Source organism: Caballeronia sp. LjRoot34, assembly GCF_964253815.1.
Lineage (GTDB): Bacteria > Pseudomonadota > Gammaproteobacteria > Burkholderiales > Burkholderiaceae > Caballeronia.
This window is the reverse complement of sequence record NZ_CAXUSB020000001.1, coordinates 2,153,645-2,172,273: the sequence shown is the minus strand read 5'-3', so window position 1 is coordinate 2,172,273 and position 18,629 is coordinate 2,153,645. Positions and strand designations below refer to the sequence as shown.

Sequence of the window (18,629 nt, the reverse complement as noted above, 5' to 3'; positions counted from 1 at the left end):
AGTCAATGCGGCCAGCGGGGTTCCCGATTGCCAATTGACGTCTTAAAATCGACACATCGCGTTAAAACCTGCGCGACATTGTTCCTGCTGCAATCGATGACTTCAAAAAACTCACACACGGCGCTTTTGTGGATCGTAGCCGTCGGCTTTTTCATGCAAGCCCTCGACACGACCATCGTCAATACGGCCCTGCCCTCCATTGCGCGCAGCCTCCACGCGCAGCCGCTCGCGATGCAGCCTATCGTCGTCGCTTACACGCTGACCATGGCGCTCCTCACGCCCGCGTCCGGCTGGCTTGCCGACCGCTTCGGCACCCGGCGCGTCTACTTCGTCGCCATCCTGTTGTTCGTCATCGGCTCGCTGTGCTGCGCCAACGCGCAGTCGTTGAATCAACTGATCGTGGCGCGCGTGATCCAGGGGATCGGCGGCTCCATGCTGTTGCCTATCGGCCGGCTGGCGGTGCTGCGCAGCGTGACGGGCGAGGCGTATGTCTCCGCGCTGGCGGTCATTTCAATTGCCGGCCAGGTTGGCCCGATTCTCGGACCGACGCTCGGCGGCTGGTTCGTCGAATCGTTTACGTGGCACTGGATTTTCCTGATCAACGTACCTATTGGCGCCGTGGGTTTGTTCGCCGTGCATCGTTTTCTTCCCAACGATGCCATTACACAGGCGGCCCCCTTTGACTTTATCGGCTGCGCGTTGCTGTCACTCTGCATGGTCGCGTTTTCAATGGGCCTCGACAGTCCCGCGCATACGCACAAACTGCTGGTGTCGGGCGCACTGTTCGTGCTGTCCGCGGTCGCTGCGCTCGCTTACATTCCCTACGCCAAACGCCAGCGCAATCCGCTTTTCAAGCTGTCCTTGTTCAGCGAGCCGAACTTCAGCGTGGGCTTGATCGGCAACCTGCTGTGCCGGATCGGATCCAGTGCCGTGCCGTTTCTCCTGCCGCTGCTGATGCAATTGCAACTCGGTTATACGCCGCTGCACTCGGGCTTGATGATGTTACCCGCCGCGTTCGCCGGCACCGTCGCCAAGGGCTGGATCTCGCCGCTCGTGAAGCGTTATGGCTACGATAACTTCCTGCTGTGGAACACCATTCTTGTCGGGGCGTCGATAGTCGGCTTCGCTTCGTTCTCGGTGAGTACGCCGCTCGTGATCGAGATCGCGATCCTCGCCGTATTCGGTGCGTGCAATTCCATGCAGTTCGCCGCGATGAACAGCGTCACGCTTAAAGGGTTGTCGATCAAGGACGCGGGCAGCGGCAACAGCCTGTTTTCGATGGTGCAGATGCTGGCCATTGGCCTGGGTGTCTCGATTGGCGGCGGCCTGGTGTCGGTGTTCTCGGAGAGTCTCGGCTCGGCGGCGCTTGCGTTCCGGATCGCGTTTGTATGCGTGGGCCTGGTGACGCTGGCATCGGCCATTGTGTTCCGCTTCCTCGATGCCGTGCCCCCGCGCCCTTCGCCGCGGGCCGCAGCAACCTCATAGTCGACTCATAACGAGCAGCACTTCAGCCGCGCGAATGCAGGCTCGCGCCTGAACGTTTAAGCTGGCTGGACATTCAACACGCCCAAGGAGCTTGCCATGCAGTATCGTAAATTTGGCCGTACCGGCCTGAACGTCTCGCGTTTGTGCCTGGGCACGATGACCTTCGGTTTGCAGACTGAAGAGGATGTGTCGCGCAGCATCATGGATCGTGCGGCTGAAGCGGGTGTCAATTTCATCGATACCGCCGACGTCTATCCGCTCGGCAGCACGGAAGACGTGGCCGGGCGTACGGAGGAGATCGTCGGGCGCTGGTTGAAGGACACGCCCACACGCCGCAGCCAGTTCATCCTGGCGACCAAGGCGGTCGGCAAGATGGGGCCTGCAGCGTGGGACCAGGGGGCGTCGCGCAAGCATTTGCTGGACGCTATCGATGCATCGCTCAAACGTCTCAATACCGATTACGTCGACCTGTACCAACTGCATTCCGACGACCTCAACACGCCGCTCGACGAAACCCTGGAAGCGCTCGATACGATCGTGCGCCAAGGCAAGGCGCGTTACGTGGGGGTATCGAATTTCCTGGCGTACCGGCTTGCCACTGCGCTGGGCCGCTCTGATTTCTTGCGCGTAGCGCGCTTCGTTTCCGTCCAGCCGCGTTACAACCTGCTATTCAGGCAGATCGAGCGCGAACTGTTGCCGCTCGCGACAGACGAGCATTTGGCCGTGATCCCGTATAACCCGCTCGCGGGCGGCTTGCTGACGGGGAAACATAAACACGATACCGCGCCGTCGGAGGGCCGCTTTACGGCGACCGTCGGCCGGGCGGGACCGATGTATCACCAACGCTACTGGCATGAGCGCGAGTTTGAAACCATCGAAAAATTGAAGAAGATCGCGAGCGCAACCGGTGAGTCGTTGACGAAGACATCGGTGGCGTGGGTGCTGGCGAATCCGGCGATTACGTCCGCGATTATCGGCGCGAGCCGGCCCGACCAGCTCACGGATACGCTGGCTGCAGTGGATCTTGCTCTGAGTGACGAGATCAAGGCGCAGCTGGACGACGCCACGGTGGAGTACCGCTGGGGCGATGCTGCGCGATAAGCCACGATAAGCCGCAACCGGTGATTTGTCGTTTGGGCCTTCGGCATGCGTGCCCGGGTTCGAACGACAATCTCTCTAATACCGGGTAATGTCCCGCGTTTCCAGCACTCGCGACGCGGCGCGTTCCTTGGCCACGGCGATCATCGCCCGCCCCAACTGGCTGGTCGTCGTAACCGCGTTCGGAAACGCGCGCCGCATCACGGGAAACAAGGGCCGCAGCAGAGAAATCGCCATCTGATACACCGCCGTCTTCGAGCGAATTCCGTCCATCGGCTGGATCATGCCGGGGCGATACATATAGGCGGCCTTGAACGGCATATGCAGCAGCGCGTTTTCGGTGCGGCCTTTCACGCGTGCCCACATGCTGCGTCCGCGCTCGGTGCTATCGGTTCCTGCTCCCGTCACGTACGAGAAAGTCATGCCCGGATTAAGACGCGACAAGGTCCGGCCGACCGCGAACGTCAAATCGTACGTGAGGTGCGTGTAGTCGGCCTCGCTCATCCTGAACGACGACACGCCCAGGCAGAAAAAACAGGCATCGAAACCGGTGAGTTCGGACTCGATCGGCGAGAGATCGAAGAGATCCTTATGCACGATCTCGGTCAGCTTCGGATACTGCTGGCCCGTCGCATTGCGCCCCACCGTCACCACTCGTTCGATATCCTTATCAAGCAGGCATTCGCGCAACACACCCTGCCCGACCATTCCGGTCGCGCCAAAAATAAGCACTTTCATGATTTTCCCGGCCAGGACACGCCTGTTAGTTTCACCGATACGTCCCACAGTTTAGCGGCAACCGTCGTGTCCTTCGCTTGGGGGGAGATGCGTGCCTCGGCGGGGGCGCCGATCAACTCCTGGAAACCCTTTGGGCCGTAATAAGCGCCGGGCCGCGCATCGGGCGATGTGGCCGCCAACAGCGTGGGCAGCGCGCCATCAGCGGCGCTATGGCTCAGGAATGGCGTCATCGCGCGGCTGAGCATCGACAACATGCCCGAATTACCCGGCCCGTTCGCGATGAGATCCGTCCGCGCAAACCCCGGATGCGCGGCATTACTCATGAGACGCCAGCCGTTTGCGTCGCTGCGGCGTTGCAGTTCGAGGGCGAACATCAACATGGCGAGTTTCGACTGTTCGTACGCCGGCCACGCTTTATAAGCACGCTCGCCTTGCAGATTATCGAAGGCGATCTTGCCCCGCCTGTGCGCAATGCTGCTCAGGTTCACCACGCGCGGCGCGGCACTTTTTTCCAGCAACGGCAGCAACTGCGCGGTCAGCGCGAAGTGACCGAGATAGTTGGTGCCGAACTGGCGCTCGAAGCCATCGGCGGTTGTTTCATGCTTGGGCAACATCATTACGCCGGCATTGTTGACGAGCACATCGATTGCCTCGCCTTCTTCAAGCAACCGCTGCGTGGCGCTCGAGATCGATGCGAGGCTCGCGAGGTCAATAGGCTCGAAACGAATCCGTGCATTGGGCACTTCGCGGCGAATACGTTCGAGAGCGGTTCGCCCTTTGGCGTCGCTGCGCCCGGTGAGAATCACTTCAGCGCCTGCCCGGGCCAGTTCGAGCGATGTTTCATAACCCAATCCGCCAGTCGCGCCGGTCACCAACGCGCGTTTGCCCGATTGCGAGGGAATGTCGGCCGTGGTCCATGTACTCATGTGTTCGTCCTCCAGATGTTTTTGCGTGAGTAATCAGTCATTAAAACCTTGGATCAAGCGGGCAATAAAACGTACCGGCTTGATCAATCGGTCATTCAACTATCTGTATTGCGGGCAATGCCGTTCCAGAACACCTTGAATCCAATCTTCCGATACTCACCCGCCTCTTCCGGGTACGCGGTCATGAAGGCCATTGTGGTTTCGGCCATCGACTTCATGCTTGCAGCAATAAACGCGACCGGATAAGCGTGCAAAACGCCCGTGTCGATACTGTGTTGCGCCAGCGCTTCGATCTCGGCAAACGGTTCATAACCGACAGCCTTTGACTCTTCGCTGACCGTATCCGCCACTGACAACTGATCGAGCACATTCAGCCGTTGCGGGTTCGCGACGCCCCAATCGACGAACGCGCCCCACAGATATTCCAATCGATCGCGTACGGGTCCTTGCCGGGGGAACTGCGTCATCAGGGCATCGGCGAGATCGAGCTTGATGGAACGGTACAGCGCGTTCACCAGTTCGTCCTTCGTGCGGAAGTAGGTGAACAGGGTCCCTTCCGCGACGCCCGCCTGCTTCGATATAGCCGATGTCGGCGCGGCTGCAAGCCCGCGCCGGGCAAAAACCTGTTCCGCGGCGAGCAGCAGCGCGTTGTGTTTGTCGTCGCTTTTGGGTCGAGCCATCGTGCGTGATCGAATCGATGTGATTAATGAGTGAATACTCAATTATACCTATTTTCAAGATACCGGCAACATGACAGCGGAAGACCGGCCTCAAGCGTTAAATAAATATTACAAAATGCGCTGAATGGACCAAAACTTGCACGTGCTAGCATCCGCAATTGCATTGTCGGGGTGACCTGGCGTTGAAGCTCGCGCTCCTCGCTTGGGCCTCCGCCTCATTTCAGGGATCTCATGAATAGCCGCTCGGTTCACCAGAACTTCTTCCATCTCTTGCTGTTTGTCGTCACGGTTGCGCTCTGCTGGATCTTGTTACCGTTCTTTGGCGCGATCTTCTGGGGCACGATTCTCGCGATCCTGTTCCAGCCCTTGCAGCGTTATCTCGCGGCTAAATTCGGCAAGCGGCGCAATCTGGCGGCGTTCGCCACGCTGGGCTTGACGATCGTGATCGTGATCCTGCCGCTCAGCTTCGTCGCGGCCACGCTCGTCCAGGAAATCGGCCTCGCGTACGCCCAGGTCAAGGCTGGCCAGCCCAATTTCACGACCTACTTCCAGCAAGCCATTCACGCACTGCCGGACTCGGTGCAGACGCTGCTCGGCCGCTTTGGCCTGACCGATATCCCGAGCATCCAGCAACGGCTGACCAACGGCGCCGCCGCGATCAGCCAGTTCGTCGCTTCGCAGGCGTTGAGCATCGGTCAGAACACGTTCCAGTTCGTGATCAGTTTCGGCGTGATGCTGTATCTCGTGTTTTTCCTGCTGCGCGACGGCGGTGAAATCGGCCGACGCATCCGCCGCGCCCTGCCCCTGGACGATGAACCCAAGCAACACCTGATCGCCAAGTTCACGACCGTCGTCCGGGCCACCGTGAAGGGCAATATCGCGGTGGCGGCGGTTCAGGGATTCCTCGGCGGCATGATCTTCATGATGCTGGGGATCCAGGGCTCGCTGCTGTGGGGTGTCCTGATGGCGTTCCTGTCGCTGCTGCCGGCCATTGGCGCAGCGTTGGTCTGGGCACCGGCCGCCGCCTATTTCCTGCTCACCGGCGATATCTGGCGCGGCGTGATCCTGATCGTGTTCTGCGTGGTGGTGATCGGCATGGTGGACAACGTGCTGCGCCCTATCCTGGTTGGCAAGGACACGAAAATGCCTGACTGGGTGGTGCTGATTTCCACGCTGGGCGGAATGGGATTGTTCGGGATCAACGGCTTCGTGATTGGACCGCTGATCGCCGCGCTGTTCATGGCAAGCTGGGATTTGTTCACGCAAAACGAAGAAGCCAGGACTATCGATAAAGTCTAGGGTCTCGGTGCGGCTAAATAAAAGTAGAAAACCGGCTCGCTGATTAACTCAGTGAGCCGGTTTTTTTATACCCCAATGAACGAACGCAAACGACTCAGCGTTTCTCCGCTCCGGTGTATTTGCAATCGAAGCGTTTTCTCACCGTTCCGTTCTCGTCGACGCTTTCAAGATATACGTCGAATTGCCACAGCCGCGCCATGTGCTTGAGGACCTCTTCGCTGTCATTGGTCAGATGACGGTTATCGGTCATGAAATGGCGCAGCGTCAGGCTGCGATCGCCACGGGTATTCACTGAATACACCTGGATATTCGGCTCACGATGATGCATGTCGTACTGCCGCGACAACGCCTGGCGAACATACCGGTATCCGCTTTCGTCGTGAATAGCGGACACTTCCAGCGAGTCGCGCATATCGTCGTCGAGAATGGAGAACAGGCGCATTTCTCGGATCAGATGCGGCGATAAATACTGCGCAATAAAACTCTCGTCCTTGAAATTGCGCATGGCGTAATGCAGCGCTTCAAGCCAGTCGCTGCCGGCAAGCTCCGGAAACCATTCGCGATCCTCATCCGTTGGATGTTCACAGATGCGGCGAATATCGCTCATCATGGAAAAACCCAGCGCATACGGATTGATGCCGCTGTAGTACTGCTTGGTCACGGGCGGTTGATACACCACGTTACTGTGCGAATGCAGGAACTCCATCATGAAACCGTCTTCCAGACGGCCTTCCGAATAAAGCGTATTGAGCAGCGTGTAATGCCAGAACGTGGCCCAGCCTTCGTTCATGACCTGCGTTTGCCGTTGCGGATAAAAATACTGGCCGACCTTGCGGACAATGCGAATAACTTCGCGTTCCCAAGGCTCAAGCAGCGGCGCATTTTTCTCCGCAAAATACAGCAGGTTTTCCTGGGGTTCCGGCGGATAACGGCTTTCAATTTCCTCGGTCGTCGTCGCCTTTTTATTCGGCAGCGTGCGCCAGAGTTCATTCACTTGCGACTGCAAATACGCTTCACGTTCGCGCCGGGCAGCCATTTCCTTCGCCAGCGACAATTTCTGCGGCCGCTTATACCGGTCCACGCCATAGTTCATCAGCGCGTGACATGAGTCGAGCAGTTCCTCCACCCGATCAATGCCATGCCGCTCCTCGCATTCCGCGATGTAATTCTTCGCATAAACGAGGTAATCAATAATCGCGTGCGCGTCCGTCCACAGCTTGAACAGGTAGTTGCCCTTGAAAAACGAGTTGTGTCCGTACGCCGCGTGCGCGATGACGAGCGCCTGCATCGTCATCGTGTTCTCTTCCATCAGGTACGCAATGCACGGATTCGAGTTGATGACAATCTCGTACGCCAAGCCCATTTGCCCGCGCCGATAACTCTTCTCGGTAGACAGGAAGTGCTTGCCGAACGACCAGTGCCGATAGTTCACCGGCATGCCGACCGACGCGTACGCGTCCATCATCTGCTCGGCGCTGATCAGTTCGAGCTGGATCGGGTACACGTCGAGCCCATAACGCTGTGCGACACGGGCAATCTCGGTGTCGTATTCCTCGATCAGTTCGAAGGTCCAGTCCGATGGACACGGCAAGGGCCTTTTTTCCGCCACGTTCATGGTGTCTCCTTCCGACGCCGCGTTTTTGCGAGGCTTCCTGGCCTTTTGTGGCGCGCTGTCTTGTGCTTTCAGTTCTTCGCCAGGTTTGAGGTGATACCCACGTGCTTCGTTGTCCAAATGCCGTGTCGTCATGCAGCCGCCTGTTGTTTCTCAAACAATTCGCGAAAGACAGGATAAATATCTGCAGCCGATTCGACCTTCTTCATCGCGAGTTCAGGCGCGCTTTGCGCCAGATGAGCATATTCCACCCAGAGATTCTGCTCTTCAGGCGCCACTTGAATATAGGCAAAATATCGCACCTTCTGAAGGATGTCCTCGGCGAGGAGCTTCCGGCACTTGGGCGAATCGTCAGTCCAGTTGTCGCCGTCGGACGCCTGCGCCCCGTAGATATTCCATTCAGTAGGCGAATACCGTTCATCCATGATCTTCTTCATCAACTCAAGCGCGCTGGACACGACCGTTCCGCCGCTTTCAGTCGAATGGAAGAAGGTTTCTTCGTCCACTTCTTCGGCGCGCGTGTGATGCCGGATGAAAACGACTTCGATCTTTTCGTAATTCCGGTTCAGGAACAGGTACAAAAGGATGAAGAAACGCTTCGACAGATCCTTGCGCTGCTCGTCCATGGAACCGGACACGTCCATCAGACAAAACATCACGGCCTTGCTCGAAGGCGTGGGCTGCCTGGTCCGGTTGACGTACCGCAAGTCGAATGGATCGATGAAAGGAATTCGCGTGATGCGCCCCTTCAGGATCACGATATCGGCTTCCAGCCGCGCGATTTCCTCGGGGTCGCCTTTCTCGTCAAGAAGCACTTCCAGCTGACGCTCCATCTCGTGCAACTGACGCGATAACGGCGACCCTAGCGCGATCCGCCGCCCCAGCGCGCTACGCAACGAACGGACAACGTCGATATTGTTCGGGGTTCCTTCGGCCGAAAACCCCGCCCGCACGTTTTTCCACGTGGGCACGGCAGCCAATTGAGTTTTGACGAGACGCGGAAGCTCGAGGTCATCGAAGAAATACTGCATGAATTCTTCTCGCGACAACTCGAACACGAAGTCGTCCTGGCCTTCGCCCTCGTTGCTCGCGGTCTTACCGCCGCCACCTCCGCCGCCATTCGGACGTGCGATCTTGTCGCCACGAATGTATTCGGCGTTACCCGGATGCACGAGCTCGCGCTTTCCGCCAGGACCATGCCGAAACGACGGTTCGGCAATGTCCTTCTTCGGAATCGTGATGCTTTGCGTGCTCTGGATGTCCTTGATGCTTCGATCCCGAACGGCGTCCGACACCGCGCGGCGAATATAGTTTTTGACACGACGCAAAAAGCGTTCGCGATTGGCAATGCTCTTGTTCTTGCCGGCTAACCTGCGGTCGATGATTTGATGCAGCACATCCAGTCTCCCGCGTAATTGGCGAGGAAGCGAAGCGCCCATGGCCTTGAACCGCGCGCTGCGATACTGGCCGTAAAGCACTCGCCAAGGTGCTCGCGGTCCGCCGGTTTGCAGTCGGCGTCGCGCGAACGTATGACTATAAAACTAGCGACACAATACTGATTCAAGCACGTTTTGCCTGGTTTCGCTGAGCACTCATTTCTCTCCCGATAAAAACACGACGAAAACATCTTCATCAAGACGACGCATCAGGACGACTTGCGTACCCGGAGATACCAGTCGCAGAGCAGCCGAACCTGCTTCGGCGTGTAGCCCTTCGCGACCATGCGGTTGACGAAGTCTTCATGCTTGCGCTGTTCTTCTGCCGATCCTTTGGCGTTGAACGAGATCACCGGCAGCAGTTCCTCCGTGTTCGAGAACATCTTCTTCTCGATCACCACGCGCAACTTCTCGTAGCTGATCCACGCCGGATTCTTGCCGCCATTCGCGGCCCGAGCCCGCAGCACGAAGTTCACGATCTCGTTGCGGAAGTCCTTCGGGTTGCTGATGCCAGCCGGTTTCTCGATCTTCTCGAGTTCCGCATTCAACGAAGCCCGGTCGAAACTTTCTCCCGTATCGTGATCGCGGAATTCCTGGTCCTGGATCCAGAAATCGGCGTACGTGACGTAACGGTCGAAGATGTTTTGCCCGTACTCCGAATACGATTCCAGGTACGCGGTCTGAATCTCCTTGCCAATGAACTCGGCATACCGCGACGCCAGGACGTCCTTGATGAACGACAGGTATTTCTGTTCGGTTTCCGGCGGGAATTGCTCGCGTTCGATCTGCTGTTCGAGCACGTACATCAGGTGCACTGGATTGGCCGCGACTTCAGCGGAATCGAAGTTGAACACGCGGGAAAGAATCTTGAACGCGAACCGGGTTGAAACGCCGTTCATGCCTTCATCGACGCCCGCAAAATCGCGGTACTCCTGGAACGATTTTGCCTTCGGGTCCGTGTCCTTCAGGTTGTCGCCGTCGTAGACCTGCATCTTCGAAAAGAGGCTGGAGTTTTCCGGCTCATGCAGACGCGTGAGCACGGCCATTTGCGCCATCATCTTCAACGTGCCCGGCGCGCAAACTGCATTCGTCAACGAAGAATTGCGCAGCAGCTTCTCGTAGATCTTCATCTCTTCGCTGTAGCGCAGGCAGTACGGCACCTTGACCACGAAAATACGATCGAGCAGTGCTTCGTTGTTCTTGTTATTGCGGAAAGTCTTCCATTCCGACTCGTTCGAGTGAGCCAGGACCACGCCGTCGAACGGAATTGCACCGAAGCCTTCCGTGCCCTTGAAGTTGCCTTCCTGGGTAGCAGTAAGCAGCGGGTGCAGCACCTTGATCGGAGCCTTGAACATTTCAACGAATTCAAGCAAGCCCTGGTTCGCGAGACACAAACCGCCGGAATAGCTGTAGGCGTCGGCGTCGTCTTGCGAAAAAGTTTCGAGCTTGCGGATGTCGACCTTGCCGACAAGTGACGAGATGTCCTGATTGTTTTCATCGCCCGGTTCGGTCTTGGCTATACCGATCTGGCGCAGGATGGAGGGATAACGGCGAACGATGCGGAACTTGCGGATGTCGCCATTGAATTCGTGAAGGCGCTTCACTGCCCATGGACTCAGGATGTTCTTGAGATAACGGCGCGGGATGCCGTATTGCTCTTCGAGGATAGGGCCGTCTTCGTCGTAATCGAAAAGCCCAAGCGGCGATTCATTGACGGGAGAACCCTTGATTGCATAGAACGGCACACGCTCGGCGAGTTGCTTCAGACGTTCGGCAATAGATGACTTGCCGCCGCCTACCGGCCCGAGCAAATACAGAATCTGTTTCTTCTCTTCAAGACCCTGAGCAGCATGCCTGAAGTACGACACCACTTGCTCGATCACTTCCTCCATTCCGTAGAACTCACGGAATGCCGGATACACCTTGATGACCTTGTTTGCAAACACACGCGATAAGCGCGGATCGGTACGTGTGTCGACGGACTCCGGTTCCCCGATTGCCGACAACATCCGTTCGCCCGCTGTTGCATACGTTGCAGGATCGTCTTTGCAGAGCGCGAGATACTCTTCGAGCGGGAATTCCTCCTCGCGGGTTTTTTCGAAGCGGGTCGCGAAACTGCTGTAGATATCCATGCTACCTCCTCGCCGAAGTCAGAAAGCAATGTGTGCGCGGCGCGCCTAATCAGAACAACATCGCTTCAGTTCATCCTAAACCTATTCGAATTTTTTTTCATGCAAATGCGTTGTTGATTTGCTTCGAAGTATTCCTAGCTTGGTGGAATATTTTCGTTCACCTACAATCATCATCCCGACTCGCGAAACGTTCTCCGCATTGGCTGCATAGCCTTGCTGTACAAGCCCTGGACCCATGCGACATGCTGGCAGCCTAACACGCTGACTGCTGCTGCCGGCGGTGCAGCGTTGCCTTCATTTATGCATTGAGCGCTTATGCCGCTGATATGGCGCACCCATGCTGCATGTTTGTCTCATCCATGCCGAGTTGTCCCCCGCTCATCCACATGCTCATCCACACGTTATCCACCGGTTATCCCCTATACGCGTCGTAGCACCGGAACGATGCAACACCCGGGTGCGTTTTTTTACATCGAGTCTCCAATGTCATTCGAATGCACGCTCTCAAACGCTATGCGCCTCTCTTTCTAAACGATGCGCACCCACATCCGTTGACCGCCTATACCCCGCTTATACCCCACTCATATCCCGGTTATACCCGTTCAGCGGACAGGGATTTAGACGCAAAAAAAGCACTCGAATGAGTGCCTTTTCTTGATGTGACGCGCGCGCATGAATGTTTCCGCGCGCCCTGTCACGGTGTGTCGGAATGCTGCAAAAATATTATTCCAGCGTCAGTTCGATCTCCCCGATCCGGTCTACCCGGCCGCTTATCACGCTTGGACCCTCGACGCGCCGCGCGCCCGTGTAGGAGCCGGTGGTGATGGTCCAGAACGGCTGGACCGTGTGTCCGTGAGTGCTGCAATGGTTGACGAACCAAACCAGCAGTTCACGGGGGTCGCCGGCCGGATTGCCCGTGCTCGGAGGCACGATCGAAACGCCGTCGATGGACAGTTCGAGCAGCGGTGAAAGGAAATCGAAGTTAGGTGCGATTACGTCATACGGCTCCATCTTGCCGACGACCAGTGCCCCGTTGTTCTGCGAATCGGCAAGTTGTGCCAGTGTCGCCAGGTTTGGCCATTGCGCGAAGCGGCTATCGACCACCTCCAGCGCTACGGCCATGCTGCCCAGTGCCGCGAACACTTCGTTGCGGCTGTAAGGTTCGTCGCGGGGCGGCAGTGCGTACGAAAAACGAAACGCGATCTCCAGTTCAATCAGCGCGCGAAAAAACGACGCGTGCGCAATGCGCGCCGGCGACGTGTGCACCAGTTCCGCGTCGATGGGCGCCGTGTTCGCCAGTGCGCCGGGCGCGCGGGCACCGACTTTCCATGCGCCAATTCGCGCGCCGGAAAGGGTCAGAACTTCGTGCTGGATGGCGTAAGCCGCTTCGGCGTCAGCAGGGATATCGACTGACTCGAGGTCTTCTATCTGCGTGCGCTGGCGGCGGGCCTGAACGAGTTGCGCGGCAAGGGTGGATCCGGTCATGGCAGGCGTCCTGTGGTGGTGATCGAAACGCGTTCTAATCCCGTGAAGGTTGAACGAAGTGCGCTCAGTGTACGGGGAAGTCGGACTGGATCGCGAGTTCGGGTCAAGACAACAAGGTTACGGAATGGCGATTGCTTGATGCGTGCGCCGCCGCGGGCGGTGGGCCCTTGTGTTGACGGAAGCTTGCATCGGAGCCCGATCGCAATGGGCTGATCGGACCCTCTTCGCATGCTCGCTTGCTGGAACGCTCTGTGGACGCCAGGATCGACTATGGGGCGCGTTGGAGCGCGTTGGGGCGCATCAACCCAAACACGCTTCATCAGCGGCGGCCGGGTGGGAGTGAAAGTTCGGGGGAGTCGGGTTAAAGCAAACCGCTCGCGATCAATAAAAACGCGCTCCGCAAGCCAGGTTCGCGGAGTGCGTTTAACTCAATAAACCGGCTCACCCGATCAGAAGGTTTGCCAATCGCCGTTAGCTGCAGCCCCAGTTGCAGCCGCAGTCGCCACCGGCCTTGCTGCAACAGGCGCTTTAGCCAATGTGATTGCCGGCGCTGCACGCCGCGGCCTCGCCGGAACGACCACGCGCGGCTTTGCTGCCCCCGATGATCCGGGCCTCGCCGCAGCGTGGCTGAAACCCGCTTCGACCGCGCTGTCGTCGTCGAGTTGAAATACCGCCACGGCCTGCCGCAGCTTCGCGGCCTGATCCTCCAGCGATTGCGCCGCCGCCGCGGCTTCCTCGACCAGCGCCGCGTTCTGCTGTGTCACTTCGTCCATCTGCGTGACTGCGCGCGCCACTTGTTCAATGCCGCTGCTCTGCTCTTGCGACGCTGCCGCGATCTCGCCCATGATGTCGGTTACACGTTGCACCGCGCCGATAATCTCGTTCATCGTGCGGCCGGCTTCGTCGACCAGCGAAGTCCCCGTTTGCACGCGCTCGACCGAGGTATCGATAAGACCCTTGATCTCCTTCGCCGCCGCCGACGAGCGTTGTGCGAGGTTGCGCACTTCGCCTGCCACGACGGCAAAACCACGCCCTTCCTCACCGGCCCGCGCAGCTTCCACTGCCGCGTTCAGCGCCAGGATATTGGTCTGGAACGCAATCCCTTCGATGATCGTAATAATGTCCGCGATCTTCGCCGAGCTCTGGTTGATATCGCCCATGGTGTCGACCACCTGGGCCACCACGCGGCTGCCCTTGTTCGCGATCTCCGACGCGTTGGCCGCCAGCGAACTTGCCTGCCGGGCGTTATTGGCGTTCTGCTTCACCGTGCCGGTCAGTTCGTCCATGCTCGACGCAGTTTCCTGCAACGCCGACGCCTGTTCTTCCGTACGCGAGGACAAGTCGATATTGCCCGCAGCGATCTGCTTGGTCGCCGACGCGATGGATTCGCTGCCCGAGCGTACGCTTCGAACGGTCCCCACAAGGCTGGCCTGCATCCGTGCAAGACCTTGCATCAGCAGGCCCATTTCGTCGCGTGAAGTGGCGACGACCTTGCCCCGCAGATCGCCCGCCGCGATGGCTTCGAAATGCTCGAGCGCGGCGTCCAGCGGACGGCCGATAGCGCGCCGCAACGCGAACCACGAAAACGCGGCGGCGGCCAGTCCGACCACGATCGCGATCAGGCTCAACGTGCGAAAACTCACAGCGGCCGATTGGGCGGCATCGTAACCGTGCCTGGCGCTGTCGAACTGGAATTTGCGCAGCGCGTCGTTGGCTGTCGAAAGCTCGCCATAGGCGACCTGCATGGCTTTGGCTGTCTCCACGATACGCGCCTGGTCATTGGCCCTGACAGCTTCATAGCCGCTGTCGATCACCTTTTGCAACGCGAGGCGTTTGGCGTTCGAGGTATCGGCGAGCTGCTTTTCGTTGGGGTCCTCCGGCAACTCGGTGTATTTTTTCCAGTAATCGTTGGCGCGGCCGCGCATCATGCCGCCACGTTCGATGGTCGCCGCCACTTCCGGCGTACCGGCAAGAAACGCCGCCCGGTCGAATATGAGCCGTTCTCGTGCCGTATAAAGCTCCGCGTTGCTGACGGCGTCAGCGCTCGGCATCTGGTTTTCGAACGTGTCGCGATAGGCCCGGTTCGACTGCGTCATCCCGTAAAGCCCCAATCCGCCGATCGCTATCAGAAGCAGTCCCAGAAATACCATCGTCAGACCGAGACGCGCCTTGATCGTTAAGCTCATGTTCATGATTTTCCTCGGGAGGCTGCTGATAAAAATGTCGGCCGGGCGCGGTTCTGGATCACGATTCAGGGCAAGACCAGATTCGCCTGCTTGGACATCTTTTACGGCGTGTGCGCGGCGCACTTGAGGAAATTCATGAAATGTTATTTCGTCTAATGATTTACCCTAAGAACTTTAGATGCACGTTATTAAGCAAGAGCACGCATTAATGCGATTGTTGTAAACAATTCAGGATGAATCGCACCATCGGCCTGATGACCGCGAGTGGAACTGGTTGAGGTTTGATTTGGGGGGAAGAACGGGGGAAGAGCATGCTGCCGGCCGAGATGATTGGATCATCTCTCCAGATTTTTAGTCCTTTGCTGCGCGTGGTTCGCACGCGCCGCCGGGGCGCTGGCAAACGGAGTTCTGCCGACGCCGGCAAAACTCCGAATGCAAGCCCCCTCAGCCTGCTTCAGGCCTTCTCGGTATTGCCTTGGCCCAACGCCACGGAATTCGCCGCAGCAGCGGGCCCGGCCGCCACATCTTTCCGATAAACCCGCGGCAACACTTCCGGCACGACCGCTGTCGATTCACGCAAGATCATGCGCGGCGTCACGACGCGCCGCCGCGTGGTCGCCGGCACCTTGCCCGCGATCCGGTCGATCAGCGTCTGCGCCGCCAGTTCCCCGAGTTCGCGCACCGATTGCCCAACCGTCGACAACGCCGGATAGGTGTATCGGCTCAATTCGATATCATCGAAACCGATGATCGAACAGTCGCGCGGCACGTTGATGCCCCGCTCCGCCGCCGCCCGCAACGCACCGACGCCCATCATGTCGTTGCACGCAAAAATACCGGTGGGCCTGAGGGTATCGAAGAGTTGCGACGCCGCCTCGTAACCGCCGGTCGCCGAAAATGCGCTCTGCTGAATGGCGTTCGGCTCGATCTCGATGCCACGCTCCGCCATCGCACGGATAAACCCGTGGACACGCATCGCGCTGACTGCCGTGGCGATTGGGCCCGTGATGCAGCCAACCCGCGAGTGCCCGAGTTGCAGCAAGTGGCGCGTAGCCAGATAGCCGCCCTTCTCGTGGTCGATCTGCACCAGATCCGCAGATACGCCTTCAATATTCCGGTCCAGGATCACCAGCGGTTCGCGCGATCCGGCCAGGCTTTGCGCCAGCACCGCATCTTCTCCCGCCGACGCAATCACCAGCCCGTCGATGCGTTTTTCCTGCAGCACACGCAAGTAGCTGCGCTGCTTGGCGGGGTCATCGTCCGAATTGCAGAAGAACATGCAATAGCCGTTCTTCGCGCACCCGTCTTCCACCCCTCGCGCCAGTTCCGCGAAGTACGGGTTGGTTGCGTTCGGCACCAGCAAGCCGATGGTGAGCGTGTTGCGCGCCTTGAGAGAGCGCGCCACCGCCGAGGGCACGTAATCCAGTTCCAGGATCGCGCGCTCCACCTTCAGCCGCACCTCAGCCGACACGGGCCGCGAATTGTTCACGACATGAGACACCGTAGTGAACGATACGCCCGCAATGGCTGCTACATCTTTGATCGTCGCCATACTTGGTCCTTCTCTCTGACTTGGGTCTTGCTTCTTGCTCTTCTTGATTGGCCCCCGCAACGCGCATCCCACTGCGCTGCCCTCTGGCCTTGCGTTTCCGGTTGCCTGCTTGGGTCTTACAGCCCTACATCTGCCTGTGTGCGGCCCTTTGTGCGGCCGTTAGGACCGCCCCGGACCGCCGCCGGCGTTTTCCCCGCGCCGGCTTTCATGCTTTCTTGCTTGGCGGGCACCGCAGCTTTTTGCTGCTTTGCGCCTGCTTTAACTGCCTTTCACCGCCTCTCACTACCGTGATTCAACTGCTTTAAAGACTTCCATTGTGCCTGTTCAGCGCTTCAGCGCCGATCCGCCGCTGCTCGGCTGAGGCGGCGCCTTGGCATCCGGCACGATGGGTTCCTGGAGGATTTCGTCGCGTTTCGCGTAACCGGCAAAAGCTGCCGCCAACAGCGTGTCCTGCGACCATGTATTCCGCTCGAAGACCCCGGTCATCCGTCCCGCCGACATCACCCCGATCCGGTCGCAAACAAGCATCAGTTCGCGCAGATCGCTGGACACCACCACCAGCGCCCGCCCTTCCAGCGCCAGCGCGCCCATCAACGCATAAATATCAAATTTCGCGCCGACATCGATGCCGCGCGTGGGTTCATCGAACAGCAGCAAGGTCGAGGCGCGCGCGAGCCAGCGGCCGATCACCACCTTTTGCTGATTGCCGCCCGATAACTCCGACACCGGTTGCAACGGACCGGAGGCGCGGATATGCATCGCGTCAATCTGCTTTTGCGCCAATGCCGCTTCACGCCGTCCATCGATAAAACCCCTGCTCGACACCGCGCCGATATTGCCGAGCGAAATATTCGCGGCAATCGGCTGCGGCAGCAGCAAACCCTCGCCCTTGCGATCCTCGGTGATCAGCGCAATGCCGTTCTTCACCGCGTCCGCAGGCGACGCGATTTTCACCGGTGTAAGCGCCCCACCGTCATGCGCTATCGAGACCACGCCGCTATCGGCCCGATCCGCGCCGTAGATCAGCCGCATCAGTTCCGTACGGCCCGCGCCGATCAATCCGCTGATGCCGAAAATCTCGCCGGCCCTCACCTCGAAGGACACATCGCGGACCACCTGGCCGCGGCTCATGCCGGCAACTTTCAGCGCGACGCCGCGAATCCTCCGTTCGCCCAGATCGATCCGCTCACCTATGTCACGCCCCACCATGAGCGTGACCAGACGGTCGCTGGTCAGGTTCTGCATGGCGTCGATATGAACCAGCTTGCCGTCGCGCAGTACGGCTGCGCGCCCGGCGATCCGCCTGAGTTCTTCCAGCCGATGAGAGATGTACACCAGCGCCACGCCCCGCGCTTTCAGGCGCTCGACCTGCTCGAACAGGAGGTCCACTTCGCGCGCCGTCAGCATGGCGGTGGGTTCGTCAAGAATCAGCACGCGGCAATCGCCAATCAGATTCCGCGCGATCTCCACCATCTGCTGATGCCCGATCCCCAGTTCGCCCACAAGCGTATCCGGGTCGATCGCGTCAAGCCCGACCTGCTGCATCGCGTGCCGGGCGTCCTCGCGCAGCGCCGCCCGGTCGATCCAGCCAAATTTGAATCCCTTGCGCTGCGGCAAGCGGTTCAGGAACAGGTTTTCCGCCACCGACAACGTAGGCAGCAGATTCAATTCCTGCATCACCATGCGCACGCCGAGCGCTTCTGCCTCCTTGCGGCTGGCCGGCGAGTAAGGCGCTCCACCCAAGGTCATGGTGCCGGTGGTCGGATCGACCAGGCCGCCGATGATCTTGGAGAACGTGCTTTTCCCGGCGCCGTTTTCCCCGGTCAACGCGAGCACTTCGCCCGCGTGCAAGTCCAGCGTGACGCCGGCTAAAACCGGCTCCACGTAGGTCTTGCCTATCCCGCTCACCGTGAGAACGGGCGCGGTTTTCACTCTGTCGTCCATCCTCTTCTCCGGCGAAAAGCCGCCGCGTTCTTCACGCGCGCCCCTCTCGCTGCGAG

Annotated in this window: 13 protein-coding genes; 3 read left to right on the top strand and 10 right to left on the bottom strand. The window is 59.0% G+C overall.

The genetic code is table 11. From position 1 onward, the window contains the following. Nucleotides 1-96 precede the first annotated feature (96 nt). Both ACSQ36_RS09740 and ACSQ36_RS09735 read left to right on the top strand, forming a co-directional pair. Nucleotides 97-1,485, top strand: coding sequence for a DHA2 family efflux MFS transporter permease subunit (locus ACSQ36_RS09740; RefSeq protein WP_436181760.1), 1,389 nt, complete (start codon nt 97-99; stop codon nt 1,483-1,485). A 96-nt stretch (nt 1,486-1,581) separates the two neighbouring features. Beyond that, the gene (locus tag ACSQ36_RS09735; protein ID WP_436181759.1) at nt 1,582-2,586 is read left to right on the top strand and encodes an aldo/keto reductase; all 1,005 of its coding nucleotides are present in this window, start codon (nt 1,582-1,584) and stop codon (nt 2,584-2,586) included. Nucleotides 2,587-2,661: 75 nt separating this feature from the next. Here ACSQ36_RS09735 and ACSQ36_RS09730 read toward each other — a convergent pair whose 3' ends face one another. From ACSQ36_RS09730 to ACSQ36_RS09720, 3 genes are all read right to left on the bottom strand, one after another. Beyond that, nucleotides 2,662-3,321 (bottom strand): epimerase, encoded by a 660-nt coding sequence (locus ACSQ36_RS09730; protein ID WP_213768298.1) that lies wholly within the window; start codon nt 3,319-3,321, stop codon nt 2,662-2,664. Then, the gene (locus ACSQ36_RS09725; protein ID WP_436181758.1) at nt 3,318-4,247 is read right to left on the bottom strand and encodes an SDR family oxidoreductase; all 930 of its coding nucleotides are present in this window, start codon (nt 4,245-4,247) and stop codon (nt 3,318-3,320) included. Before ACSQ36_RS09725 ends, ACSQ36_RS09730 begins: the two co-directional genes overlap by 4 nt. A 95-nt stretch (nt 4,248-4,342) precedes the next feature. Further along, a complete protein-coding gene (locus ACSQ36_RS09720; RefSeq protein WP_436181757.1) occupies nt 4,343-4,927 on the bottom strand; it encodes a TetR/AcrR family transcriptional regulator in 585 nt (194 codons plus the stop codon). A gap of 231 nt (nt 4,928-5,158) precedes the next feature. Here ACSQ36_RS09720 and ACSQ36_RS09715 point away from each other — a divergent pair, with 231 nt between their 5' ends. Continuing rightward, nucleotides 5,159-6,226 (top strand): AI-2E family transporter, encoded by a 1,068-nt coding sequence (locus tag ACSQ36_RS09715; protein WP_213768295.1) that lies wholly within the window; start codon nt 5,159-5,161, stop codon nt 6,224-6,226. 94 nt (nt 6,227-6,320) lie between these two features. Here ACSQ36_RS09715 and ACSQ36_RS09710 read toward each other — a convergent pair whose 3' ends face one another. From ACSQ36_RS09710 to ACSQ36_RS09680, 7 genes are all read right to left on the bottom strand, one after another. Then, on the bottom strand, nt 6,321-7,973 hold the full coding sequence (locus ACSQ36_RS09710; protein WP_436181756.1) for a SpoVR family protein: 1,653 nt from the start codon (nt 7,971-7,973) through the stop codon (nt 6,321-6,323). Beyond that, entirely contained in the window at nt 7,970-9,235 is a 1,266-nt protein-coding gene (locus ACSQ36_RS09705) for a YeaH/YhbH family protein (protein ID WP_213768293.1), read from the bottom strand. The genes ACSQ36_RS09710 and ACSQ36_RS09705 overlap by 4 nt, the downstream gene beginning before the upstream one ends. Before the next feature lie 248 nt (nt 9,236-9,483). Beyond that, nucleotides 9,484-11,406 carry a PrkA family serine protein kinase gene (locus ACSQ36_RS09700; protein ID WP_436181755.1) on the bottom strand — a complete coding sequence of 641 codons (1,923 nt, stop codon included), beginning with the start codon at nt 11,404-11,406 and terminating at the stop codon, nt 9,484-9,486. Between the two features lie 723 nt (nt 11,407-12,129). After that, on the bottom strand, nt 12,130-12,891 hold the full coding sequence (locus ACSQ36_RS09695) for a 2-keto-4-pentenoate hydratase (RefSeq protein WP_213768292.1): 762 nt from the start codon (nt 12,889-12,891) through the stop codon (nt 12,130-12,132). A 449-nt stretch (nt 12,892-13,340) separates the two neighbouring features. Next, nucleotides 13,341-15,083, bottom strand: a complete 1,743-nt coding sequence (locus ACSQ36_RS09690) for a methyl-accepting chemotaxis protein (protein WP_436181754.1) — start codon at nt 15,081-15,083, stop codon at nt 13,341-13,343. Between the two features lie 448 nt (nt 15,084-15,531). Further along, complete coding sequence (locus ACSQ36_RS09685) at nt 15,532-16,629, bottom strand: LacI family DNA-binding transcriptional regulator (protein ID WP_213768290.1); 1,098 nt, start codon at nt 16,627-16,629, stop codon at nt 15,532-15,534. A gap of 324 nt (nt 16,630-16,953) precedes the next feature. Continuing rightward, the gene (locus ACSQ36_RS09680; protein ID WP_436181753.1) at nt 16,954-18,573 is read right to left on the bottom strand and encodes a sugar ABC transporter ATP-binding protein; all 1,620 of its coding nucleotides are present in this window, start codon (nt 18,571-18,573) and stop codon (nt 16,954-16,956) included. Between the last annotated feature and the right edge of the window lie 56 nt (nt 18,574-18,629).